This is a genomic window from Ignavibacteriota bacterium (assembly GCA_016212665.1).
Taxonomy (GTDB): Bacteria; Bacteroidota; Ignavibacteria; order UBA10030; family SZUA-254; genus FW602-bin19.
In genome coordinates, this window is the sequence record JACREZ010000016.1 from 124445 (window position 1) to 145522 (window position 21078).

General features: G+C 44.5%; 16 protein-coding genes and 1 tRNA gene. 9 read left to right on the forward strand and 8 right to left on the reverse strand.

Annotated elements, in window-relative coordinates:
- Window positions 1-36: 36 nt before the first annotated feature.
- The 7 genes from HY960_05355 to HY960_05385 all read left to right on the forward strand — a co-directional run bounded on the left by HY960_05355 (window position 37) and on the right by HY960_05385 (window position 8592).
- Complete coding sequence (locus tag HY960_05355; protein ID MBI5215160.1) at window positions 37-1065, forward strand: DUF1016 domain-containing protein; 1029 nt, start codon at window positions 37-39, stop codon at window positions 1063-1065.
- A complete protein-coding gene (locus HY960_05360; protein MBI5215161.1) occupies window positions 1065-2936 on the forward strand; it encodes a UbiD family decarboxylase in 1872 nt (623 codons plus the stop codon). The genes HY960_05355 and HY960_05360 overlap by 1 nt, the downstream gene beginning before the upstream one ends.
- A gap of 10 nt (window positions 2937-2946) precedes the next feature.
- Window positions 2947-3936 carry a PD40 domain-containing protein gene (locus tag HY960_05365; protein MBI5215162.1) on the forward strand — a complete coding sequence of 330 codons (990 nt, stop codon included), beginning with the start codon at window positions 2947-2949 and terminating at the stop codon, window positions 3934-3936.
- Between the two features lie 228 nt (window positions 3937-4164).
- Window positions 4165-4788 (forward strand): NYN domain-containing protein, encoded by a 624-nt coding sequence (locus HY960_05370; protein MBI5215163.1) that lies wholly within the window; start codon window positions 4165-4167, stop codon window positions 4786-4788.
- Window positions 4789-4817: 29 nt separating this feature from the next.
- Window positions 4818-6680: an aminofutalosine synthase MqnE gene (gene mqnE / locus HY960_05375; protein MBI5215164.1), complete on the forward strand. Its 1863-nt coding sequence runs from the start codon at window positions 4818-4820 to the stop codon at window positions 6678-6680.
- 128 nt (window positions 6681-6808) lie between these two features.
- The gene (gene mqnC / locus HY960_05380; protein MBI5215165.1) at window positions 6809-7903 is read left to right on the forward strand and encodes a dehypoxanthine futalosine cyclase; all 1095 of its coding nucleotides are present in this window, start codon (window positions 6809-6811) and stop codon (window positions 7901-7903) included.
- Between the two features lie 59 nt (window positions 7904-7962).
- Entirely contained in the window at window positions 7963-8592 is a 630-nt protein-coding gene (locus HY960_05385) for a hypothetical protein (protein ID MBI5215166.1), read from the forward strand.
- Window positions 8593-8601: 9 nt separating this feature from the next.
- Here the strand turns inward: HY960_05385 and HY960_05390 are convergent, their stop codons facing one another.
- From HY960_05390 to HY960_05425, 8 genes are all read right to left on the reverse strand, one after another.
- Window positions 8602-8958 (reverse strand): hypothetical protein, encoded by a 357-nt coding sequence (locus HY960_05390; GenBank protein MBI5215167.1) that lies wholly within the window; start codon window positions 8956-8958, stop codon window positions 8602-8604.
- A gap of 4 nt (window positions 8959-8962) precedes the next feature.
- A complete protein-coding gene (locus HY960_05395; protein MBI5215168.1) occupies window positions 8963-9790 on the reverse strand; it encodes a methyltransferase domain-containing protein in 828 nt (275 codons plus the stop codon).
- Window positions 9791-9845: 55 nt separating this feature from the next.
- The gene (locus tag HY960_05400; protein MBI5215169.1) at window positions 9846-10703 is read right to left on the reverse strand and encodes an ABC transporter substrate-binding protein; all 858 of its coding nucleotides are present in this window, start codon (window positions 10701-10703) and stop codon (window positions 9846-9848) included.
- A 124-nt stretch (window positions 10704-10827) separates the two neighbouring features.
- The gene (locus tag HY960_05405; protein ID MBI5215170.1) at window positions 10828-11499 is read right to left on the reverse strand and encodes a phosphoribosylanthranilate isomerase; all 672 of its coding nucleotides are present in this window, start codon (window positions 11497-11499) and stop codon (window positions 10828-10830) included.
- 290 nt (window positions 11500-11789) lie between these two features.
- A complete protein-coding gene (locus HY960_05410) occupies window positions 11790-14903 on the reverse strand; it encodes an NHL repeat-containing protein (GenBank protein ID MBI5215171.1) in 3114 nt (1037 codons plus the stop codon).
- Between the two features lie 178 nt (window positions 14904-15081).
- Window positions 15082-15570, reverse strand: coding sequence for an isoprenylcysteine carboxylmethyltransferase family protein (locus HY960_05415; GenBank protein MBI5215172.1), 489 nt, complete (start codon window positions 15568-15570; stop codon window positions 15082-15084).
- Between the two features lie 40 nt (window positions 15571-15610).
- Window positions 15611-15913 carry a DUF1905 domain-containing protein gene (locus HY960_05420; GenBank protein ID MBI5215173.1) on the reverse strand — a complete coding sequence of 101 codons (303 nt, stop codon included), beginning with the start codon at window positions 15911-15913 and terminating at the stop codon, window positions 15611-15613.
- A 270-nt stretch (window positions 15914-16183) separates the two neighbouring features.
- Window positions 16184-16272: transfer RNA gene (locus HY960_05425), tRNA-Leu, on the reverse strand.
- Window positions 16273-16435: 163 nt separating this feature from the next.
- On the opposite strand from HY960_05425, the gene HY960_05430 reads away from it, so the two are divergent.
- Window positions 16436-17050 (forward strand): hypothetical protein, encoded by a 615-nt coding sequence (locus HY960_05430; protein ID MBI5215174.1) that lies wholly within the window; start codon window positions 16436-16438, stop codon window positions 17048-17050.
- Between the two features lie 160 nt (window positions 17051-17210).
- Complete coding sequence (locus HY960_05435; GenBank protein MBI5215175.1) at window positions 17211-20912, forward strand: pyridine nucleotide-disulfide oxidoreductase; 3702 nt, start codon at window positions 17211-17213, stop codon at window positions 20910-20912.
- The last annotated feature ends 166 nt before the right edge of the window (window positions 20913-21078 follow it).

Genomic DNA, 21078 nt, shown 5'->3' on the forward strand with positions numbered 1-21078 from the left:
AAACGAAATCAATTCTACATTCTCAGTTCATCGTATATGTCTGATAAAATTCAAACACAAGAACATCTCTTTGTAGAAGTTGCGCAACTTATTCAGGACGCGCGAAGGAAAGCGCTCCAATCCGTCAATACCCAACTCATTGATTTGTATTGGCAGGTGGGCGAGTACATCAGCCGGAAAGTTGAATCGGCGGTGTGGGGTGAAGGTGTGGTAAAGCAACTTGCAGAGTACATTGCACGTGAATTACCGGATGTAAAGGGATTTACCCGACGTAATCTGTTTAGAATGAAACAATTCTATGAGGTTTATAGAGATGATGAAAAAGTCTCACCACTGGTGAGACAATTACCGTGGACACATAACATCATTATCCTCAGTAAATGTAAAAGTTCTGAAGAACGAAAATTTTATATTGAACTATCATTTCGTGAAAAATATTCAAAGAGGGAATTAGAACATCAAATTGATGGCGCATTGTTCGAACGTACAATCCTTTCACCTCCAAAAGTGTCACCGCTGGTGACACAATTGTATCCTCTTGCCACACAAGTATTTAGGGATACGTACCTTCTCGATTTTCTCAATCTTCCGGAAGGTCATTCCGAATCAGAGTTACAACAAGGATTGGTGGCAAACTTAAAAAAATTCTTGCTTGAACTTGGTCGGGACTTCTGTTTTATCGGGGAACGATTTCAGTTACAAGTTGGCGGAAAAGATTTTTTCGTTGATTTACTTTTTTACCATCGAGGGCTGGAATGTTTAGTTGATTTTGAATTGAAGATTGATGACTTCAAGCCGGAGTATCTTGGAAAAATGGAGTTTTACCTTGAGGCATTAGACAGGGATATCAAAAAGCCGCATGAAAAACCAAGTGTAGGCGTGTTGCTTTGCAAATCGAAAGACGCGGAGATTGTGGAGTATGCGCTCAGCCGGACACTCTCCCCGACACTCATCGCCGAGTATAAAACAGCATTGCCGGATAAATATTTGTTACAGCAGAAACTTCATGAGTTTTATGAACTGCAAACCGAACTGCTCATGAGAGAATCAGAAAAAGAGGAGTGATGCAAAGTTCATTTACGGATTTCCAATCATACATTCACGCAATAGAAAAAGCAGGCGAACTCCATCGCACGCAAGTTGAAATTGACCCCGCTCTCGAGCTGACGGAAATTTCTGTTCGTGCATTGCGTGAAGGAAAACCTGCGTTACTTGTTGAGCGACCGAAAGGTTCATCATTTCCGCTTGTCATCAATCATTTTTCAAGTGCAAAAAGAATTGAGTTATCGCTTGGCAGACATCCGGACGAAATCGGACACGAACTCATTTCGTTTCTTGAACAAGCGATGCCACCGACTCTCAAAACATTGCTTGATAATAAACCGACATTGAAACGATTTCTCAATGCACGACCGAAAAATGTTCCTTCGGGAATTTCACAGCAAGTAATCACTCAGCCAAATCTTGATGCACTTCCGATTCAGGTTTGCTGGGAATTGGACGGCGGAAAGTTTATCACCTACGGACAAATCTTCACCTACGACCCGCGCACGAACAAAAGAAATATCGGTGTTTACCGGATGCATGTGTTTGATAAAGCAACGACGGGAATGCACTGGCAAATTCAAAAAGGAGGCGGCTTCCATTATTTTCAGGCAGAGAAACTTGGACGGGATTTGGAACTTGCCGTTGCGCTCGGTACTTCTCCTGCACTAACGTTTGCAACAATCGCCGCATTGCCGGAAGGAATTGACGAAGCGATGTTTGCCGGATTCTTGCAAAACAAACGTGTCGAGTTCACGAACGGGAAATCCATTTCGATTTCCGTTCCTGCAAATGCTGAGTTTGTTCTCGAGGGAATCGTTCCGCAAAAAGAACGAAGAATGGAAGGACCGTTCGGCGACCACTTCGGACATTATTCTGCCGCCGCAGAGTTTCCGGTTTTCCACATCAAGGCAATCACGCACAGAAAAAATCCGATTTACCCTGCAATCGTGGTCGGCAAGCCGCCGATGGAAGATAAATTTCTCGGCGATGCGACACAGCGGATGCTCGGTCCGCTTGCGAAACTTATTCACAAAGAAGTAACCGATTTGTGGGCGTACTACGAAGCGGGCTTTCACAACCTGCTTGTCGTTGCCATCGAACAGCGTTACCAAAAGGAAGCGATGAAAGCCGCGCTCGGCTTGATGGGAACAGACCAACTTTCGCTCACGAAATGTATCATCACTGTTTCCTCTGGCGTAAACGTTCGCGATTGGCACGCTGTGTTGAATGAAATCAAGCACAACTTCGACCCGCATTACGACTTCGTCATGATTCCCAAAGTCCCGCTCGACACGCTCGACTTCACATCGTACAAAATGAATCTTGGAAGTAAGATGATACTCGACGCGACGCGTAAGGTCGTAGGTGATAGGTTGAAGGTTATAGATGATAGGTCAAAGGTGTTAGGTGAAAGTGATTTCAAATCTTTTATTACAAATCTCAGGACACTCGACAGGCGAATTCTTGATATAAATTTCATTGATGATTCCTTACTGCTGGTAAAAGTAGATTCGCCTATTTCCTATCATCTAAAACCTGATACCAATAACCTATCACCTAACACTTATGACCTCTCACCTACGACCGGCATGGATGTGCTCAAAAAACTCCTCCAACGCAACGAACTCCAATATCTGAAAATGGTAGCAGTAGTAAGCGAAGATGTGGACATTCACAACAAGGAGAGTTATATTTGGGGTGTCTTTACACGATTCGATTGCGAGCGTGATGTTTTGTTCACAGAACAAAAGATGCTCGGCATTTCTCCCGTGTACAACGGCGTGATGGGAATTGATGCAACATGGAAACCCGGCTATCCCGAACCGCTCACCATGCCCGAAGAAATTGTGAAACGAGTTGATGAGAAGTGGGGAAAGATTTGGAAGTGATTTTCCTTGTATGAAATATTTTCTCTATCTGTTGTTGACTGTGATTGCTTTTTGGTGTTGCGAAGAAAGTACCGTTAAGCACGTTGTCATTATTGGACGTCCCGAATGGTCGCCGACAGGAAACACAATCGCAATTTTAAAAGATGAATTTGATGTTCGTTCTGACGGATGTGATTGTGGTGAGCAACCATTATCAACTCCACCGGCGATTACGAATAATTTATTTCTTGTTGACACGAATGGTGTGATACATAACCAACTTACAGATGATGTATTGAATATAGCGATGTATGAATGGTCACCATCAGGGAAAATGATAGCATTTACATCGTACGGGCGTGGTGTAGGAATCATTGACACAAATTTTCAGGTTAAATTATTAGGAAGTAGTGGCATAACTGTACATTGGTCTGCGGATGGGAGTGAGATACTTTTCACAAATGTTTCAGGAAATAATGCTCAATTGGTTGCAAGAAAAATTTCAGACGGCACACGAAGAATCCTCTTTGAAGATTCAGCGACAATGATAACATCACACAGTTGGTCGAAAGGGAATCGGATTGCAGTGGCATATTCCAGGTCTTCATACAATTATCTTGCAATGATGAACCATAACGGAACTGATTTCAGGATTCTCGATTCCAATGCTGTTAGCGGCATTGCTTCGCTCACTTGGTCGCCTGATGATTCACTGATTGCTTATACGTACGATGTCTCGTCGTATGCAAGTCAGCAGGTGTTTTATTTCAATATCTACACGAACGAAAAGATTCAGAGGACAAACTTTCCTGCCGGCAAAAGCTCCATTTCTGGATTGCGTTTTTCTCCCGATGGTAAGTATATTAGTGTTGTGAGCAGTCTCGGATTATACATTATTGAGAGAATGGGTCCATCAGCACAGCAAATTATAACAGGATTTTCAGATTGCAGTTGGTCGCAGGATTCAAGAAGAATAGTATATGTTGAAAATAATTCCATCAAGATAGCAACCATACAATAACATCATATTGGCATTATGAATTTTAACTTCCGCGATAATTCTCTAACTCCCATCTTCCAAAAAATCCAATCCGGAGAACGTCTCTCCCTCGAAGATGGACTCCCGTATTCCACTAAAACGACAAACGGTCACTCAGTTTCCCGAATGACCGTTAAACCAATGTTGCTCACATTGGCGCTGTTAGACAGCATTAATATAGCATATATCATATAATTATTCAACTCTTTCATGTCTTTACAACAAAAAAAAGTTATTGTTTACATAGATGGTTTCAATCTCTATTTTGGGTTACTACAAAAGGGTTGGAAAAAGTATTTATGGCTTGATTTACAAAAATTAGCAGTTTCATTGCTAAAACAAGGTGAGACTTTGGTCCACACAAAATATTTCACATCAAGAATTTCAAAACCGCTTTCTAAACAACGACGGCAAAGTTTATTTTTAGATGCGCTGAATACACTATCGGAACTTTCAATATTTTATGGTCGCTATCAGGCAGAGCTTCGAACTTGTGAAAATTGTGGATTTACTTCCTTTATTTCGAACGAAAAGAAAACCGATGTTAACATAGCTACAGAACTATTGGTAGATGCGTTTCAAAATAGTTTTGACGTTGCAATCCTTATTACTGCAGACGCAGACTTAACTGCCCCTATAGTTGCAATTCGTAAGTTATTCCCTACAAAGTCTGTATTAGTCGCTTTTCCTCCGGAACGACATTCTTACGAACTAAAACAGAATGCCTCTGGTGTTTATCACATCGGGGAGGAAAAGTTATCTAATAATCTTCTACCGGAAAAAATAATTACAAAATCAGGTTTTGTAATCCAACGTCCTGACAAATGGAAATAATTCAGTTTGCCTTTTTGAATTAGAATATTATGACTCTCAACTTCCGCGAAAAATCCTTAATCCCCATCTTCCAAAAAATCCAATCCGGAGAACGTCTCTCCCTCGAAGATGGACTGACACTCTACAACACCAACGACATCATTTCGCTTGGGAAGATGGCGAACTATGCTCAGCAACGAAAGAGCGGCGATGCTGTCTATTTCGTGCTGAATCAGAAAATCGAACATACAAATATTTGTGTTCTCTCGTGCAAGTTCTGTGACTTCGCCGTGAAGAAGGGAGATGCCGACGCGTACGAGATGACGACGGAAGAAATTCTCTCCAAGATTACTCCCGAAATTACGGAAGTCCACATCACCGGCGGAATGCCTGCTGACTGGAAGTGGGAACGTTACCTTGATATCGTCCGCTCAATTCACGAGAAGTTTCCGAATGCAGATGCGAAAGCGTACACCGCAGTCGAGATAGATTTCTTTCACAAGAAATTCAAATTACCGATTGAGGAAGTGTTGCGTCAACTGAAAGAAGCAGGTTTGCGGACAATGCCCGGCGGCGGAGCGGAGATTTTCTCCGAGCGTGTGCGGCGGTTGTTGTTCAATCAAAAGATTGGTGGTCATGTTTGGCTCAACATTCACAAGACAGCGCACAAAATGGGAATTCCCACCAACGCAACGATGCTCTACGGTCATATCGAGACGATTGAAGAGCGGCTCATTCACATGCTCAAACTTCGCGAAGCGCAGGATGAGACAGGTGGATTCCTTACGTTCATTCCGCTTGCGTTTCAGCCCGGCGACACAGGCATCAAACCCACCAATCAATTCACTTCCGCAATTGACGATTTGAAAACGATTGCCATCTCGCGGCTCATGCTCGATAACTTCCCGCACATCAAAGCATACTGGGTGATGCTCACGGAAGAAGTCGCATCGGTTGCGCTCAACTTCGGAGCGGATGATATGGACGGAACAGTCGGACATGAACGTATTGCTCACGATGCCGGCGCAATTTCTCCGATGCAACTGACGAAAGAACACATCATCAAAATTATCAAAGATGCCGGAAAGATTCCGGTGGAGCGGGACGTATATTACAATCCGCTCAATGTTTATGCCGACCATGTCGTCGGAAAGATTCCGTACCTGAATTCAATTCCGTTCTACGCGCATTTCGAGAAGCGGCAGTTCAGAATTCTTCCTGTTGCGCCGCGCCGCATGGGAGTTCTCAGCGAGAAACGACAAATTGACGCCGGACTTTTTTCTCTGATGGATTATTTCAAGCAAGAGCAAGACATGGAGTTGATGGGTTGGTGCCTTGCTTCGCGTGATCAGGTGAAAAGCGTTATGTTGTTTTCCAAAGAAGGGTGGGGAGATTTGAACGGAAAGAAAATCGGTATCACCGATGACACGGCAACGTCTGTGCATCTGCTCCGTGTGTTGCTGGAAAAGAAATACAACGTGCGTGCAAAGTTCGAGCGGCTTCACGCCGGAGTGAACGACGTCTCAGCGTATGATGCAGTTCTTCTTATCGGCGATGAAGCAATGAAGCGGAACAAATCCGGTTTGCACGGCTTCGAACTTGTATATGATTTGGCAAAAGAATGGTACGACTGGAAAAAGATGCCGTTCGTGTTTGCAGTCTGGGCGATGAAGAAATCACTTGATGAATCAGTGAAGAACGAACTGAAAGAAATTATCACCCAGTCACTTGAGAAATCTGAAATTGATTTCGTTGCGGACGCGAGATTGCATGGAAAAGAAATCGGCTGGAGCGAGCAGGAAACACGCGAATATCTCGAAGGATTCAACTTCCATCTCGGCGAGCGGGAGATGGAAGCGATGATGGAGTTCCGGAGTTTGGTGGGAGAAGTACAATTCGAGAAAGTGAAATAAATTGCTATTAATATATTTACCACGGATGACACAGATATTTACACGGATTTTCACAGATATGTTATCAGTGAACATCAGTGCTTCTTCCGTGTCATCCGCGGTTAGTTATGGTATAAAGAGTTCTTAAAATGACATTATCATCTATCTATCAAAAAACACAAATCCAACAACGTCTCACCTCCGAAGAAGGACTCTTCCTTCTGAAGAATGCCGAACTGCTTGACCTCGGCGGGCTTGCGAACGAAATTCGTTTCAGGAAAAATCCAAAGCCGCAGGTTACATTCGTGATTGATACGAACCCGAACTACACGAACATCTGCAACATTGATTGCATCTTTTGCGCGTTCTATCGTCATGCCGGAGAGAAGGGAGAGTACACTTACTCCGTTGACCAAATGATTGAGAATTTCAAGCGAGCGGCGGCACAAGGCGTAACAACAATTTTGCTGCAAGGCGGAGTCAATCCGGCGCTTCCGTTTGAATATTACATCAAGATGGTGGAACGAACGGTGAAGGAGGTACCTGAAGTTACTCCGCATTTTTATTCGACGTCAGAAATACTTGGGATGTCTGAAGTTTCAGGCCTCACGGTTCAGGAGGTGTTACAAAAACTTTGGGATGCAGGACAGCGAACGATTCCCGGCGGCGGTGCGGAGATTCTTTCCGACAGAGTGAAGAAGAAAATTTCTCATCTGAAAGGAACGAGCTCAGATTGGTTGAACGTGATGCGTGAAGCGCACAAAGTCGGGTTCAAATCAACGGCGACGATGATGTACGGACATTTGGAAAACGATGATGACATCATCACGCATCTAGAAAGCATCAGGCAATTGCAGGATGAGTATCATGGGTTCACGGCGTTTGTCCCGTGGAGTTTCAAGCCGGGAAATACGCCGCTGGAAAAAATCATTCCGCACTACGCAACACCGACTCGTTATTTGCAGATGCTCGCCTTCTCCCGGATTTATCTCGATAACTTCGCTCACATTCAGGCGTCGTGGTTTTCGGAAGGAAAGAAGACGGGACAAATCGCTCTCCACTTCGGCGCAGATGATTTTGGTGGAACGCTGTTCGAGGAGAATGTTCACGCCGAAGCGAACTTCATCAACAAAACAAATGTGGACGAAGTGATACAAATGATCCGTGATGCAGGATTCACGCCGGTGCAGAGAACGACATTGTATGAGACGTTGAAGGTGTATGAGAAGAAGGAAGCGGCGTGAAATGATTGACGATTTATGATTGCTGATTTCTGAATTATTTTTTCATAAGGATTTCTGTTATGAAATATCAAATAAAAAAATCCAACTTTCCTTGGTGGATTTCCTTTTTGGTGCTCGCTCCTTACTTTGTCGGATTCTCTCCAACTGATTCCTCCTTCAGTGATATATCCGTCGGTCTTGGAGGCGGACATTTTGTTTATGAAGATTGCCATGGCACACACGAGAAAAATTTTGTGGACATCGGAGTCAGCGGCTCGTATAAATTCGATGGACCGTTCCGTGTCGGTGGAATGTTTGGCGTTGCAGATTTTTCTGAAGACGATGAACAAGTCCTTGCTCCTATTCTCTATCCCGATGTTGCGTTAGATTGGAAACCGTTTTCCATTGGTACAACCGGAATGCGTATCGGTAACCGTGACGAATTAAATGTTCAAATTGGTTGGCTGAACAGCGCGCCCGCATTTTCAGGCAAAGGATTTTTTCACACCGGCGTTGAGTTCGCTCCCGGCGAGCCGTTTTCCAAAGTGTATGTCGGTGCGAACGCGTTGCCGTATTTCAACTGGGGCGTTATTCTTCAACCGGAATTTCCTCTTTCAAATAACAATTATCTTTTTGTTACCGGACGATACGGAACCTATCATGAGTTAGATGAGTGGGGAATGTCGGTTGGAATCAGGATGAGAAAATAGCGGAACAGTTTATCCGTTTTTTCGGTGTTGTTCTTCCAAATGAAATTTGTGGAGGAACCGATGGAAGACAGGAACTAAAAGAATAGTGAATGAAGCAAGAAAAACAATACCGGCAAACAACGCGAAAAATGTTGCAAACAGTTTTCCCGCCAAGTTGTGAATTTCTCCTACCAGACCCATTCCTCCCAATAACATAGCAGAATTCAGGAGAGCATCATCCCACGCTTGTTCGGCAAGCCAATGGAAGCCGAACACTCCTAAAAGAAGTGAACTTAATAACAGGAGCAGGCTAAAGATAGCATGTCCTTGTATTCGTTGTTTGAATTGGCGTTTAGGGAGAAGCGGTTCAGTGCGATGTTCAAACATTTTTTTAGCCTATCTTCTCAGCGACAATTTCTAGCACAAGAGGCGTTATCATCAATGAAGACGGGTCAGCTTCTGCCTCGCGAAGTTCTCTGCGAACAGAATCTACCCACATCTCATCAACTTTGCCGAGTTCAAGCAGTCGCTGAAGGTGAGTTTCAATAAATGAAGAGGGCCACTGCCAGATAAAATTATTTCGCGGGATGGTAAAAATAATCGGAGTTGTTTGGCGCACGGCAAAGCCTGCGTTGTGCAACATGTGCGGAAGTTCCAATGCAATGTCCGGTTCACCTCCTGATTCGCGCCAATTTTTCATGACTTCATGAACGAATGATTCAATAGCAGGTTTACGTGGCGCAAGACGGTATGTTCGGTAATCAATGTATTCGTGAAAGATGGCAACGCCGCCGGGTTTCAGCACGTGGGCGAGAGAAGCAACCAACTTTGAAGGAGAGGAGACAAACGCCGCAACCCAACGACACCATGTTGCATCAAGTTCTGTAATATCGCTGAACGAGTCCAACATCAAATCAAGGTTGAGGAGTTGTACGTTTGTAAGTCCGCGCAACTTGCATTGTGCTTCAGTAAATTGAACAAATCGTTCCGACCGTTCGAGAGCAAAAACCTGTCCCATTGGTCCGACAATTTCCGCAAGGTCAATTGTTGCGTAGCCCGGACCGGCTCCGACATCCATAACACGCGAACCCGTCGTGATGCCTGCCTTGCGCCAGCACTCAAGCATCTTCGGTCGCCAGACTCTATGCTGTAAGCCGAGCCGTTCAATTTCTTCGTCGTGTGTGCCGAGGATGTAATCGCGTTCTGGATGAGTTGGCATAAAATAATTCTTTTTCAGAAATAATGTTTTGTGTTTTTCAATGCTATCAGTGAACTTATATTAGTATGAAATCGGGTAATTGTGGAATCAGATTTTTCTCCAATGCTTTCTCAAACAACAACTCCAACGCTCGCTTTCCCTTCTCACCCATATCAATTGTCAACTCGCTCACGTACATCTTCACAAACTTTTCTCCGAGCGAGTAATCAATCCCGCGTCCCCATTGCATAGCGTAGGGGATTGCTTCATCCTGATGCGCGTAACCATACGCGATGCTTTCTTTCAGACCGAGTGAAAGTTTTCTTGCCAACTCTTCTCCCAAATCTTTTCGCACGACATCAAGCCCAAGCGGAAGCGGAAGACCGTAGGTTTGTTTCTCCCACAACTCACCGAAATCTAAAATCTTATTGTAACCAAGCGATTGATACGTAATTTGTCCTTCGTGAATCAACAACCCGGCATCAACTGTTCCGTCATCAACCGCCTGCATGATTGCATCGAACGGCATGTCAACATTTGTTATCCCGTCGGTGAAGATTTTAAAAAGCAATGTAGCCGTTGTAAGCGGTCCGGGAGTGCCAACAGTTTTTCCTTTCAACTCATCAAGAGATTTATATTTTCTTGAAATAATGACAGGTCCGTATCCTTCGCCCATACTTGCGCCGGTTCTCATAATCCAATACTTATCAGCAACATACGGATATGAGTGTGCGGAGATTGCGGTAACTTCAAGTGGGGGAACGCTCTGAAATTTTCCTGTTTGCATCGCCCGTTCATTTAATGTTTGAATATCTTCCAGCAAATGTTCGATGATGATTCCATCGAGTTTCACCTTGCCGCTTGCCAATCCATAAAACATGAAGGCGTCGTCGGGGTCAGGGCTGTGGCCTACTTTAATAATTCGTTCTTGCATTAACTTTCTAACTTATTTTGAATGAAGATAATCAATTTGAGTGAGTCTCGAAAAAATGGTTGACTGTCTACGGCTCGTAGAGTTGGCGGTTCGTGGTTGGAGGTTTGAGGTTTGAGGTTTGAGGTTACTGTGTTGAAAAAGTGTTTACCATTTCGAAAAATTGTCTGAGTTTAATTTCGTCAAGCGTTCCGTTCGTTCTTACTCCACTACATATATCAACGCCAAACGGCTGTACTTGTTGAATTGCTTCCCGGACATTTTCAGGCTTCAATCCTCCGGCAAGAAATATCGGAACTGAAACTGTCTCCCGGATTTTTCGACTGATGTTCCAGTCGTGAACTCGTCCTGTCCCGCCGAGTTCTTTTACTGTAAGTGATGGATTTCCTGAATCAAGAAGCAACGCGTCAACAAGCGGTGCGATTGCTTGTGCTTCTTCGATTGATGATTCACTTTGCACATGAATCACCTGCACAATGCGAATGCCGGGCATTGCTTGATGTAGTTTTGAATATCCATCAATCGGAAAAGTGTCAACAAGTTGAATTGTATTCACTTTCGTTCGTCGTTGTTGAGCAATGACTTCTTCGGGAGTTTGCTTGCACGTGAGGAGAAACGTAGCAACACCAGGCGGAACAGTCGCCGCGATTTCTGTGATAAGGGATTCGGAAATCGGACCGGGACCGCTCGGCATTTCGGAAACAAGCCCAAGCGCTGAGGCGCCGTAGCGAATGGCAAGTTGCGCTTCATCAATGGTGGAGATACAACAGATTTTAACGCGTGGTTGAGTTTCTTTCATCAGCTATCAGGTTGAGCATTTTTGATGTTTTCATACAATAAAATGAGTGACAATTATACGAAAAACTTTCGTCAGTTTGTTTCGTATCCGTGAGTGTTATACTCACATATCTGAAATCACTAATAAAGATACCGAAGGAAATATTTTCGGTATCATACAGGATGATAAGAACGCGGGGATGTAATAAATCTGTTGAACGTCAGCCTGAGCGAAGTCGAAGGCTCAAGTCGGATCGCATTCATGCTTCGACTACGCTCATCATGACGAGGTTTTGTTTGAGGTTATCCGGATTATCTCAACGTCACATCAAAAAATCTGTTCTGCTCGAAGATAGTGACATACCGTTTGTTCCCATCTTCATCGAACGGGACGAGGAAGCCGATGAGGATTCCGATTTTTTTGTTCAATGAATAATCGAGTCCGAAATTTTCGTTTCGGGGTAATTCGATTTCGTACCGATAACCATCTCCTATTTTTTGCAATGACGTTTTCACAGAATACGTTTTTGCAAGTTCAGCATCCATGAAGGGCCACTGAGACGGGTCGGTTGTGTTGAAGATTTGCAGTTTGGATTCAAGCGTTCCATCATTTTTCGGCGTGAAATTGATGAGGAAATTATCTCTCCCAAAAAACCAACCATCCGTATCTGCATCAAGCATAAGTTTCATGGGGACAGATTTGTCGGTTTCAACAGTGAACTTCAATGAAGATGAATCCCACGAAGCAAGAACCGTCGCCCGAATTTTATTATCTTCAATCGAAGCAAAGTGTTTCACTTCACCGTTTGTAATTTCCGGCTTGATGTTCATACAGGGATACGGGTCAAGGTTGTCCGTTATAGTATCACCATCCGTATCTTTATGATTGAGATTCGGGAAGCGCGGAGTGCCCGCCATTGTTTCTCCCCAACCTTCCGTCAACCAGTTCGAAAACGATGTTTCATTCAAATCAGAAACGCCGTCGCCGTCGGTATCCAATTTTGTCGGGTCGCTTCCGAGACGGAATTCGTCGAGCGGCAGATGCGGAGCGTTGTCGGGAATTCCATCGCTATCGGTTGTCGTATCAATCGAAGTGAATTTCAAATCGAGCCATTCTTCATCCGGCACGATGTTGAGAATGTGCCGGTTTGCGTCGAAGTGTTCGCCGAAGTCTGCCGCAGTTCCAATCGTCGGCGAGATGTGGTTGAACCAGTATTCAGGATAACCGCTCATCATAAAAATATCATCAAGTTGATGATTGTATTCGTGAACCATCAGCCAGTTGTTTCCCGCGTTGTGATTTGCTTTCGTCACGTCCCACCATGAGATGCCATATCCTTTTCCTGTTCCGACACCGTTCGTGAACGCGCCTCCTTTTCCGGCAAGCATATATTTTTTCAATGTCGTATCGAACTGCTGTGTGCAAGTAAGATAGAGAACTGCTGAATAGTTTTTAATCTCCTTTCCGTTTTGTTTTAGAACTGTTTCGAGCATCGAATCAATCGGAGGGTACCACCATTCAGTTCCGTAGAGTTGATTCCGCTTGAACGGAATGTTCACAACGACGAATTCATTCTCAAGAAAAAAGTTGAAACGTGAATGAATCCAATAAAACTTAATGCCATCATCAATTTGTTGTTTGATGCGCTCGACTTCCTGCGCGGGCAATTGAGGAACAGCGTTGTCTCCTTGTTGCAGGAGTTTCTCATCCGTGACGTTTGTGAAAATAAGAGTCACCATCGGAAGTTTGGCAAACTGTTTCGTCGTTGGAGCGGCAGAAGTTCGGAGCGGGAAGAACCGGGAAAACTTAGAGCGGAGTGGCATCATCCAGTTTGCGGGTGAAATATGGTAACGATACGTCGTCGCCGCGTTCAGTTTGTTGATGGTAATTTTGTGTGATGTTGCTGGCTTCTGTTCTTTGAACGTTCCAATGGTATCTTCGCCGAGCGTGAGCAAGACCTGTCCGAGAGTTTTCTGTTGAGTCGTCCATTCAATAATTGCAGTTGAATTATCTTTGAAACTGACTTGCGGCGTGATGTCGGAAATTGACGGAGCCATCTGAACAATTCTGCCTCCGGTAAAATCGGAAGTATAGACATTGCCGGAAGTATCAACAACAATTCCCCACGGTGTCAGAAAGTTGATTGCCCGTCCGGAGAATGTATTGAGCAATGTTCCGCTCGTATCATAGTGTTTGATTTGATTGACGACGCTGAGATAGACATTTCCTTTTCGCACAGCGATGCCGCGACCTTCGCCGCCGCCGTAACTGAAAAATCCTTTCCATGTCGCTTTTGTTCCGTCCCAGGAAAATTTCTCCACCTGACTCAATCCCGTATTGACAACATAGACCATGTTCCCTTCAATAGCGAGGTCGAGCGGTTTCCTGAGTTTGTCTGCACCGAACTCAGTGAGAACCTTCAGACTTTCATCAAAAACTTGTACACGATGATTGGTTTCTTCAAGAGTGAAAATTTGCCGTTGATTGTTTATCGCTACAGAAACCAATCCATCGAACGTGCCGCGGTCTTTTCCTTTCCATCCCGTTGCGACTTTCCATGCGCCATCGAACGTGAAGAGATGAAGTTTGCCTGAACCTTTGTCTGCTACGACGAAGGTTTCCTTATCTAACAATGCAACGGCGACGGGCTGATGAAATTGTCCGTTCGAGGAGGCAGGCGAACCGATGATAGTGGATGTATTGCTGTCCGCAGAAAGAACCCTGACGATACCGTTCACTTCATCGGGAACGATGAACTGACGATTTGGCGTGATGGCAAATTTCTTCGTCCATGTTAAATCAAATGGACGAACACCCGGCTCGACACGGGACAACCGAAACTTTGTGAACTGCACTTCTCCGGCAGAACTCTGCAAGCCGCAGTAACCGGAACGATAGACGAGCGGCTCGTTCGTTTTCAAGAACTTACCATCGAGTTTTACCGAGTACACATCGTTCTCCCTGTCCACTTTCAGATGAAGCGTATGGACGATGTTGACATCGAACGAATCAACTTTCACGGAAGATGTTGCGGTGAATTCGCCGCCAGAAAAATATCCAAGCAGAAACACCGACTTCCCATCGAAGCGAATCATCTGCGCGTACTGTGTGCTTGTCCGTTGATATGAAGAGAACATCAAGCCCGCTCCAACATCTCCTTTGATGTGTTTGAATGTTACTTCAATCTCGAATGATTCGTTGAGGAATACATTGTACATGCTCGCGCAGTCGTAGTCTGATGCTTTTTGAAAATACGATTCGTTAATGACTTGCCATGAACCTTTGACCGGACTCCAAATGGGAGTTCCGTCCGACCCGTTTTTGTATGTGTTGAATCGGTCAAGAAAATAAATGCTCGATGTTATCTGCCCGAATGTGGTGCAGATGAAGAGGAGGAAGATGAGTGAAAGAGATAGTGTTCGCATGTTCATTCCGAAATAGTCGGAAGAAAATAGGAACGAGATTGGTGAATAGCAAATAGAGAGGGGGAAAGGATGTCAAAGAAAGAATGTTGAATATCCAATATCGAATGTATAATGAAAAACTATTTCAATAATCCGCAATTGGCAATCCGCAATGATTCGGGGAAATCTGGATATCCACTCAGTAAATGAACGGTATGAATTTGGACACCCGCAGTTTGTACCTTGCATAATCCGGGAATTGCTTCAAGAGGAATTCTTCTTCCTTGCGTGATTTGAGGTCAAAGCAGATGAAGAGGAACGATGAGTAGAGCAACGTCAGCCATCCGTGAACAATCAACGCGTAGCCGATGGTGAGCAAGAACAATCCTCCGTATATCGGATGACGAACGAAACGATATGGACCTTTTTCAACCAGCGTTGTATTCTCTTTCGGTTTCGGGAGCGGAGTAATATTTTTCCCAAGAGCGACGATTCCACATATGAGCAAAACCATACCTGCTATTGCAAATATTTTTCCTGCAATTGCAGCAACCTGTGCGACCGAAGAATTCCACGCAGGCAAGCCCGGAAATGTGCGCGGTCCCAGAAAAACGAGAAGACCGAATATATCCTGAGCAACGACATACCACTCTCCCCGCAATCCTCGCCACCATCTGTTTGTTTTCATTTTGTTTACACCGTTAGAACTTTCATCCAGACGGAAAGAATCATACCCGTATCTCCAGAGTAATGGTTATTACCACACCCTCGACGATGTTTTCCTTTTTCCGCACTTCTGCTTTCACAGGAAGAAGGAACGCTCCGGATTTCTTATCAGGAAAAATGGAAGTTCTCCAACTTGTGTTTCCGATGGTAGCAAGAACCGGTAATGAACCCCACGGTTTTTGCATATCTCCGAAAGTCGCTTTTATTTCTGCCGACTGCTTTTTCGGTAACGTTACAAAATGCCAGCCGCCAACTCCGGCATACTGCCATACTTTTGCTTTGAGTTTGTAGAAGGTTTGAGACATGGTTGGCGAAGAATCTTTTGGGTTTAAGAACTAATGTACTTATTACTACATTTTGCTTGGAGAGGTTAACTCTCTCACAGACGAAAGAGTAAAAAAGTTGTTCGCATATTCAATCCAAAATCGTTGGAAGAAAATAGGAACGAGATTGGTGATTAGCAAATAAGGAGAAGAAAAGAATTTTCGAGAATGAATTTTCAATATTCAACATCGAATTTAGAATAATGGACTATGTCATAATCCGCAATCGACAATTCGCAATCCGAAATAAGATGGTGCAGAAGGTGGGAGTTGAACCCACACCCGGGGTAAGCCGGACTGGATTTTGAGTCCAGCGCGTCTGCCAGTTCCGCCACTTCTGCATATTCTGTTGGAAAGGCAGGGCAAATATAGAAACTTTGAGGCATAAATCAAAAACAGATTTTCATGTTAAAAAATGTTAATGAATGTAACTTTCTTTTTCTGCAAACCGTATTCAGTGTGGAACAATTTTCAAATGATAGTACGAAGAAAGGAAAAGAATTTATGAAAACGGTTTTTGCCATTGCATTGGTTTTGTTGTTCGTCGGATGTAATCCGAACCAGTGGGGAACGAAGGAAGTCATTGACGGTTCGTCGCTTCAACGAGGGGAACAAATTACTATTGAGCAACATACTGGAGAAACTACTTCGGGTGAGTTTCTCGGGACAACAACATTATCTCCCGAACAGTATCAGGAATATTATGTGCGAGCAACACAGCAAAACGGAACTTCCTATTTGTTGCCAATTCCGGGCGAGCAAATCCGGTTTGCCACTTCTTTATCGAAAGAAAAATTATGGGAAGGAACATATGCAGGATTTGATGAACATTCATTGAAAGTGAAGTTCGATGAAAACTCTGAAGAGGAAATTTATTTATCAAGTATTACAAAAATGTCAGGTCGTGAAGGAGAAGTCCTTGAGCGGATGAGACTTCGTTCCCTTTTTCAGAACGGAGAAATTCCAATCATGACTGCATTTGTTATGAAGGGAACGAAGGGAGATGTGATGGTTCCTCTTTCCTCCATCAAAGCGCTTATTGTTCATCCTTCAGGTAACGGCGTGAAGCAAGTTACGTTGAGCGGTGAAATGCTCAGAAATGCGGTTGCTCAACAATAGAATGTTAGTGGATGATAGAATGTAACGTAGCAAGCATATCTTCCAACAGTAACTCCGGTTGATTTCAATCGGAGTTTTTTTTTGTGTCAAAAACGGTTTCTCCGTTCAGTGAAAAATTCGTATTTTCATCCGCACTTTTACCAACGGAAAAAGAAATTTCATGGACAAATACAAACACACCCCTAACCCCTCTCAAGAGGGGAATTTAAACAGCAACTCAACTACACTTCAACTCAAACTCCCGAATTTCAACTACCATGACCTCTTCAAGCCGGAAAAACTTGCCGACCTGACGCATCTTTTTTTTGAAGATGTCAAAGCAAAAAATCTGGATGTGTATCAGCGATTTGATGAATACAGAAAGACGAAAGGCGAAGGATTAACCGATGTACAAATTTCGAGCCGTCTCACCGAGATGGCTCCGTACCTCAGTGAGTTTGTGGCTCACTTGTTTGGAGTGGAGACCGAAGCGAAGACGCACAAAATCCGGGCTGAACGGGAACAAATCATTTTCACATTCAAGAAAGAGTTTTTCACACGTCGTGCGCTGAAGAAAGTGACAAAAGAGGCTGCGTTGAATGTTGAGATTGAATCACTTGATGTTCAGGTGCAATCTTTGAAGAACGCGTTCACGGAAATCCCTTCTGATGACGATGAACTTGCCATCGCCGCAATTGTGATGGAATTGGTTCGGATGGATATTAAATGTAAATCAAGTTTCCCTGATGATGTGAAGGAACGGCTCACGGCAATTTGTTCAAACCTGAAATCTGAAAAGAGTATTCAACCGATTCTTCCAATGACATTGGATGAAGCATCGCTCAGGAAATTTCTTGCTTCGTTGTTGGTGATGTTCGAGCAGTGGCTCGTTGCACATTATTATCGTAAAACTGAATCAATGAACGATTGGGTAACATTCAAACAACCTCATCCGCTTGATTACGAGCATCTCGTCGAATTGAAAGTGTTGAACAGCCCTGTTCCAAATATGAATTTCGGACCGGAGGAACATTACCGACGGCGCGAAGGATTTGATTTGACGGACACGCGCTACTCACCGCGCGAAGTGATGAGCGAAGTTGATTATTGTATCTTCTGTCATGAGCGTAGCAAAGATTCATGCTCGAAAGGGTTTCAGGAAAACAACGACTACAAAAAAAATCCGCTTGGCTACACGCTTGCCGGTTGCCCACTCGACCAGAAAATTTCTGAATCGCACGCGCTGAAACAACATGGCGATGTCATCGGCGCGCTCGCTATCATCGCGATAGATAATCCGATGTGTCCCGGAACCGGTCACCGTATTTGCAACGATTGTATGAAGGCGTGTATTTACCAGAAGCAAGACCCGGTGAATATTCCTCAGATTGAAACCGGAATATTAACAGATGTTCTCAGTCTGCCGTGGGGATTTGAAATTTATTCGTTGTTGACGAGATGGAATCCGCTTAATGTCGAGCGTCCGCACGCGCAACTGTTCAACGGGAAGAAAATTCTTGTCGTCGGAATGGGACCTGCGGGATATACGCTCTCACATTATTTTCTGAATGAGGGATTCGGTGTTGTCGGCATTGACGGATTAAAGATTGAGCCGTTGCCGGTCGAATTCACCGGAGATGAGACAACGCCGTTCAAACCAATCAAGGATGCATCTGTTCTCTTCAGCAAATTAAGCGAACGTGTGCTTCTTGGTTTCGGCGGAGTTTCGGAATACGGCATCACGGTTCGTTGGGATAAAAACTTTCTTGGCATTATCTATTTGAATTTGCTTCGCCGCGAATATTTCCGTTTATATGATGGTGTTCGTTTCGGCGGAACGCTGACGCTCGAAGATATTTGGGAACTTGGCTTCGACCATGTTTCGCTTGCAACAGGCGCGGGCAAACCGACATTTGTTTCGATGAAGAACAATCTTATTCGTGGTATCAGGAAAGCAAGCGATTTCCTGATGGCGCTTCAATTGACGGGCGCGGGGAAGAAGGATTCGATGGCGAATTTACAGGTTCGACTTCCTGCAATTGTTATCGGTGGCGGCTTGACAGCGATTGATACCGCGACGGAATTGATTGCGTATTATCCGATTCAAGTTATGAAAGTCAAACAGCGATATGATGAGCTATGTTTGAAGTCCGGTAAAGCGGCGATTGATTCATCACTCAGTGAAGAAGACAAAATCATTCTCTCAACATTTCTTGAACACGCAGAGGCAATTGTTCAGGAACGGAAACGGGCGGAGTCGGCTGGCGAACAACCAAACTACATTCCGCTCATTCGGAAGTGGGGCGGAGTGCATTTGTACTATCGCAAGTCTATGAACGATGCGCCTGCGTACCGGCTCAATCACGAAGAAATCATCAAAGCATTTGAGGAAGGAATTTCGTTTGTCGAAAATATGAGTCCGGTTGAAGCGGTGCAGGATGAGTTTGGCGCGTTGAGGGAAATGGTCTTCGAGCGAATGATGAAGGAGAACGGAAAGTGGAAATCTTCTGCTGAGTTGTTTCATGTACCTGCCCGCTCGATGTTTGTCGCCGCGGGAACTTCTCCGAACATTATGTATGAACGCGAATATCCCGGCTCGTTCAAGTTGGATAAGTGGGATGAGTTTTACGAAAGTTACGCCGTGAAGATGAAGGATGAAGGGAAGTTTGAAATTCAAAAAGCGGAAGAGGAAGAACTCGGCTTCTTCACCTCGCATGAGCATGAAGGAAAGTTTGTCAGTTTCTACGGCGATAATCATCCTGACTTTGAGGGGAATGTTGTGAAGGCGATGGCATCCGCGAAGCAGGGATACAAGCGCGTACTTGGCTTGTTTGAGGGACAACTGAATCCTGCCAGCGAAATCGAACGTGAAGATTGGGAAACGCTCGTGCAGGAACTCGATAACGAATTGCAACCGCATGTTGTTCGTGTTGACCGATTGACGCCGACGATTGTCGAGGTAATTATTCACGCACCGCAGGCGGCGCGTAAGTTTCATCCCGGACAATTTTACCGCTTGCAGAATTACGAAGTTGACTCTCCGAAGATTGAAAACACGCTGTTGATGATGGAAGGAATTGCGCTCACCGGCGCGTGGGTTGATAAAGCGAAAGGATTGCTCTCGCTGATTGCGCTCGAAATGGGAGCGAGTTCCCGCATGATTGGAATGTTGAAACCCGGACAGCGTGTTGTGGTGATGGGACCAACCGGCGCACCGACGGAAGTTCCAGAAAACTCGACGGTGTTATTGCTTGGCGGCGGATTGGGAAATGCCGTGTTGTTCTCCATCGCAAAAGCGGCGAAGGAAAAGAACAACAAGGTGATTTACTTTGCGGGCTATAAGAAAGCAGAAGATATTTTTAAACGGGAAGAGATTGAAGCGGCAACCGACGTTGTTATTTTCAGCGTTGATAGCGGTCAGCCGATTCCCGCACAGAGACCGCAGGACAAATCATTTGTCGGCAATATCATTCAGGCGATGATTGCGTATGCTTCAGGACAACTTGGTGAAATTCCGATTCCGCTCAACGAAGCATCGCGAGTGATTGCTATCGGCTCTGACCGAATGATGGAAGCAGTAACGAAAGCGCGTCACGAAAGTCTCAAGCCATATCTCAATGAGTGTCACGAAGGAATCGCTTCGATTAATTCGCCGATGCAGTGTATGATGAAAGCAGTTTGCGCGCAGTGTCTGCAACGCCACGTCATTCCCGGCACGAACGAAGAGGTCTTCGTTTTTACCTGCTTCAATCAAGACCAAAAAATGGACGAAGTGGATTTCGCCAACCTCAACTCACGGCTGAAAGCAAACAGTTTGATGGAGAAGATTAGTAATAAGTGGTTGGATTATATTATTGAGAAACATTCGTTGGTGAAAGTCTGATTTTTTCTTTGTGTCTCCGTGGTGAAAAGAAAAACCACGGAGACACGGAGTTATGCATTCTCACAACATCTCTCTCATACCTCTCCTTGTATTTGTTTCATGGTGAACACAATGATGGTCAGATTCAATTGAAACTTGTCACTTCCTCCTAAAACCCCGATATTCT

Bases quoted from the DNA above. Each gene is read 5' to 3' on its own strand.
- HY960_05410 (MBI5215171.1), bottom strand. From the start codon at position 14,903: ATGCGAACACTATCTCTTTCACTCATCTTCCTCCTCTTCATCTGCACC.
- HY960_05395 (MBI5215168.1), bottom strand. From the start codon at position 9,790: ATGCCAACTCATCCAGAACGCGATTACATCCTCGGCACACACGACGAA.
- HY960_05405 (MBI5215170.1), bottom strand. From the start codon at position 11,499: ATGAAAGAAACTCAACCACGCGTTAAAATCTGTTGTATCTCCACCATT.
- HY960_05435 (MBI5215175.1), top strand. From the start codon at position 17,211: ATGGACAAATACAAACACACCCCTAACCCCTCTCAAGAGGGGAATTTA.
- HY960_05390 (MBI5215167.1), bottom strand. From the start codon at position 8,958: ATGTTTGAACATCGCACTGAACCGCTTCTCCCTAAACGCCAATTCAAA.
- HY960_05415 (MBI5215172.1), bottom strand. From the start codon at position 15,570: ATGAAAACAAACAGATGGTGGCGAGGATTGCGGGGAGAGTGGTATGTC.
- HY960_05385 (MBI5215166.1), top strand. From the start codon at position 7,963: ATGAAATATCAAATAAAAAAATCCAACTTTCCTTGGTGGATTTCCTTT.
- mqnE (MBI5215164.1), top strand. From the start codon at position 4,818: ATGACTCTCAACTTCCGCGAAAAATCCTTAATCCCCATCTTCCAAAAA.
- mqnC (MBI5215165.1), top strand. From the start codon at position 6,809: ATGACATTATCATCTATCTATCAAAAAACACAAATCCAACAACGTCTC.
- HY960_05355 (MBI5215160.1), top strand. From the start codon at position 37: ATGTCTGATAAAATTCAAACACAAGAACATCTCTTTGTAGAAGTTGCG.
- HY960_05420 (MBI5215173.1), bottom strand. From the start codon at position 15,913: ATGTCTCAAACCTTCTACAAACTCAAAGCAAAAGTATGGCAGTATGCC.
- HY960_05400 (MBI5215169.1), bottom strand. From the start codon at position 10,703: ATGCAAGAACGAATTATTAAAGTAGGCCACAGCCCTGACCCCGACGAC.
- HY960_05360 (MBI5215161.1), top strand. From the start codon at position 1,065: ATGCAAAGTTCATTTACGGATTTCCAATCATACATTCACGCAATAGAA.
- HY960_05365 (MBI5215162.1), top strand. From the start codon at position 2,947: ATGAAATATTTTCTCTATCTGTTGTTGACTGTGATTGCTTTTTGGTGT.
- HY960_05370 (MBI5215163.1), top strand. From the start codon at position 4,165: ATGTCTTTACAACAAAAAAAAGTTATTGTTTACATAGATGGTTTCAAT.
- HY960_05430 (MBI5215174.1), top strand. From the start codon at position 16,436: ATGAAAACGGTTTTTGCCATTGCATTGGTTTTGTTGTTCGTCGGATGT.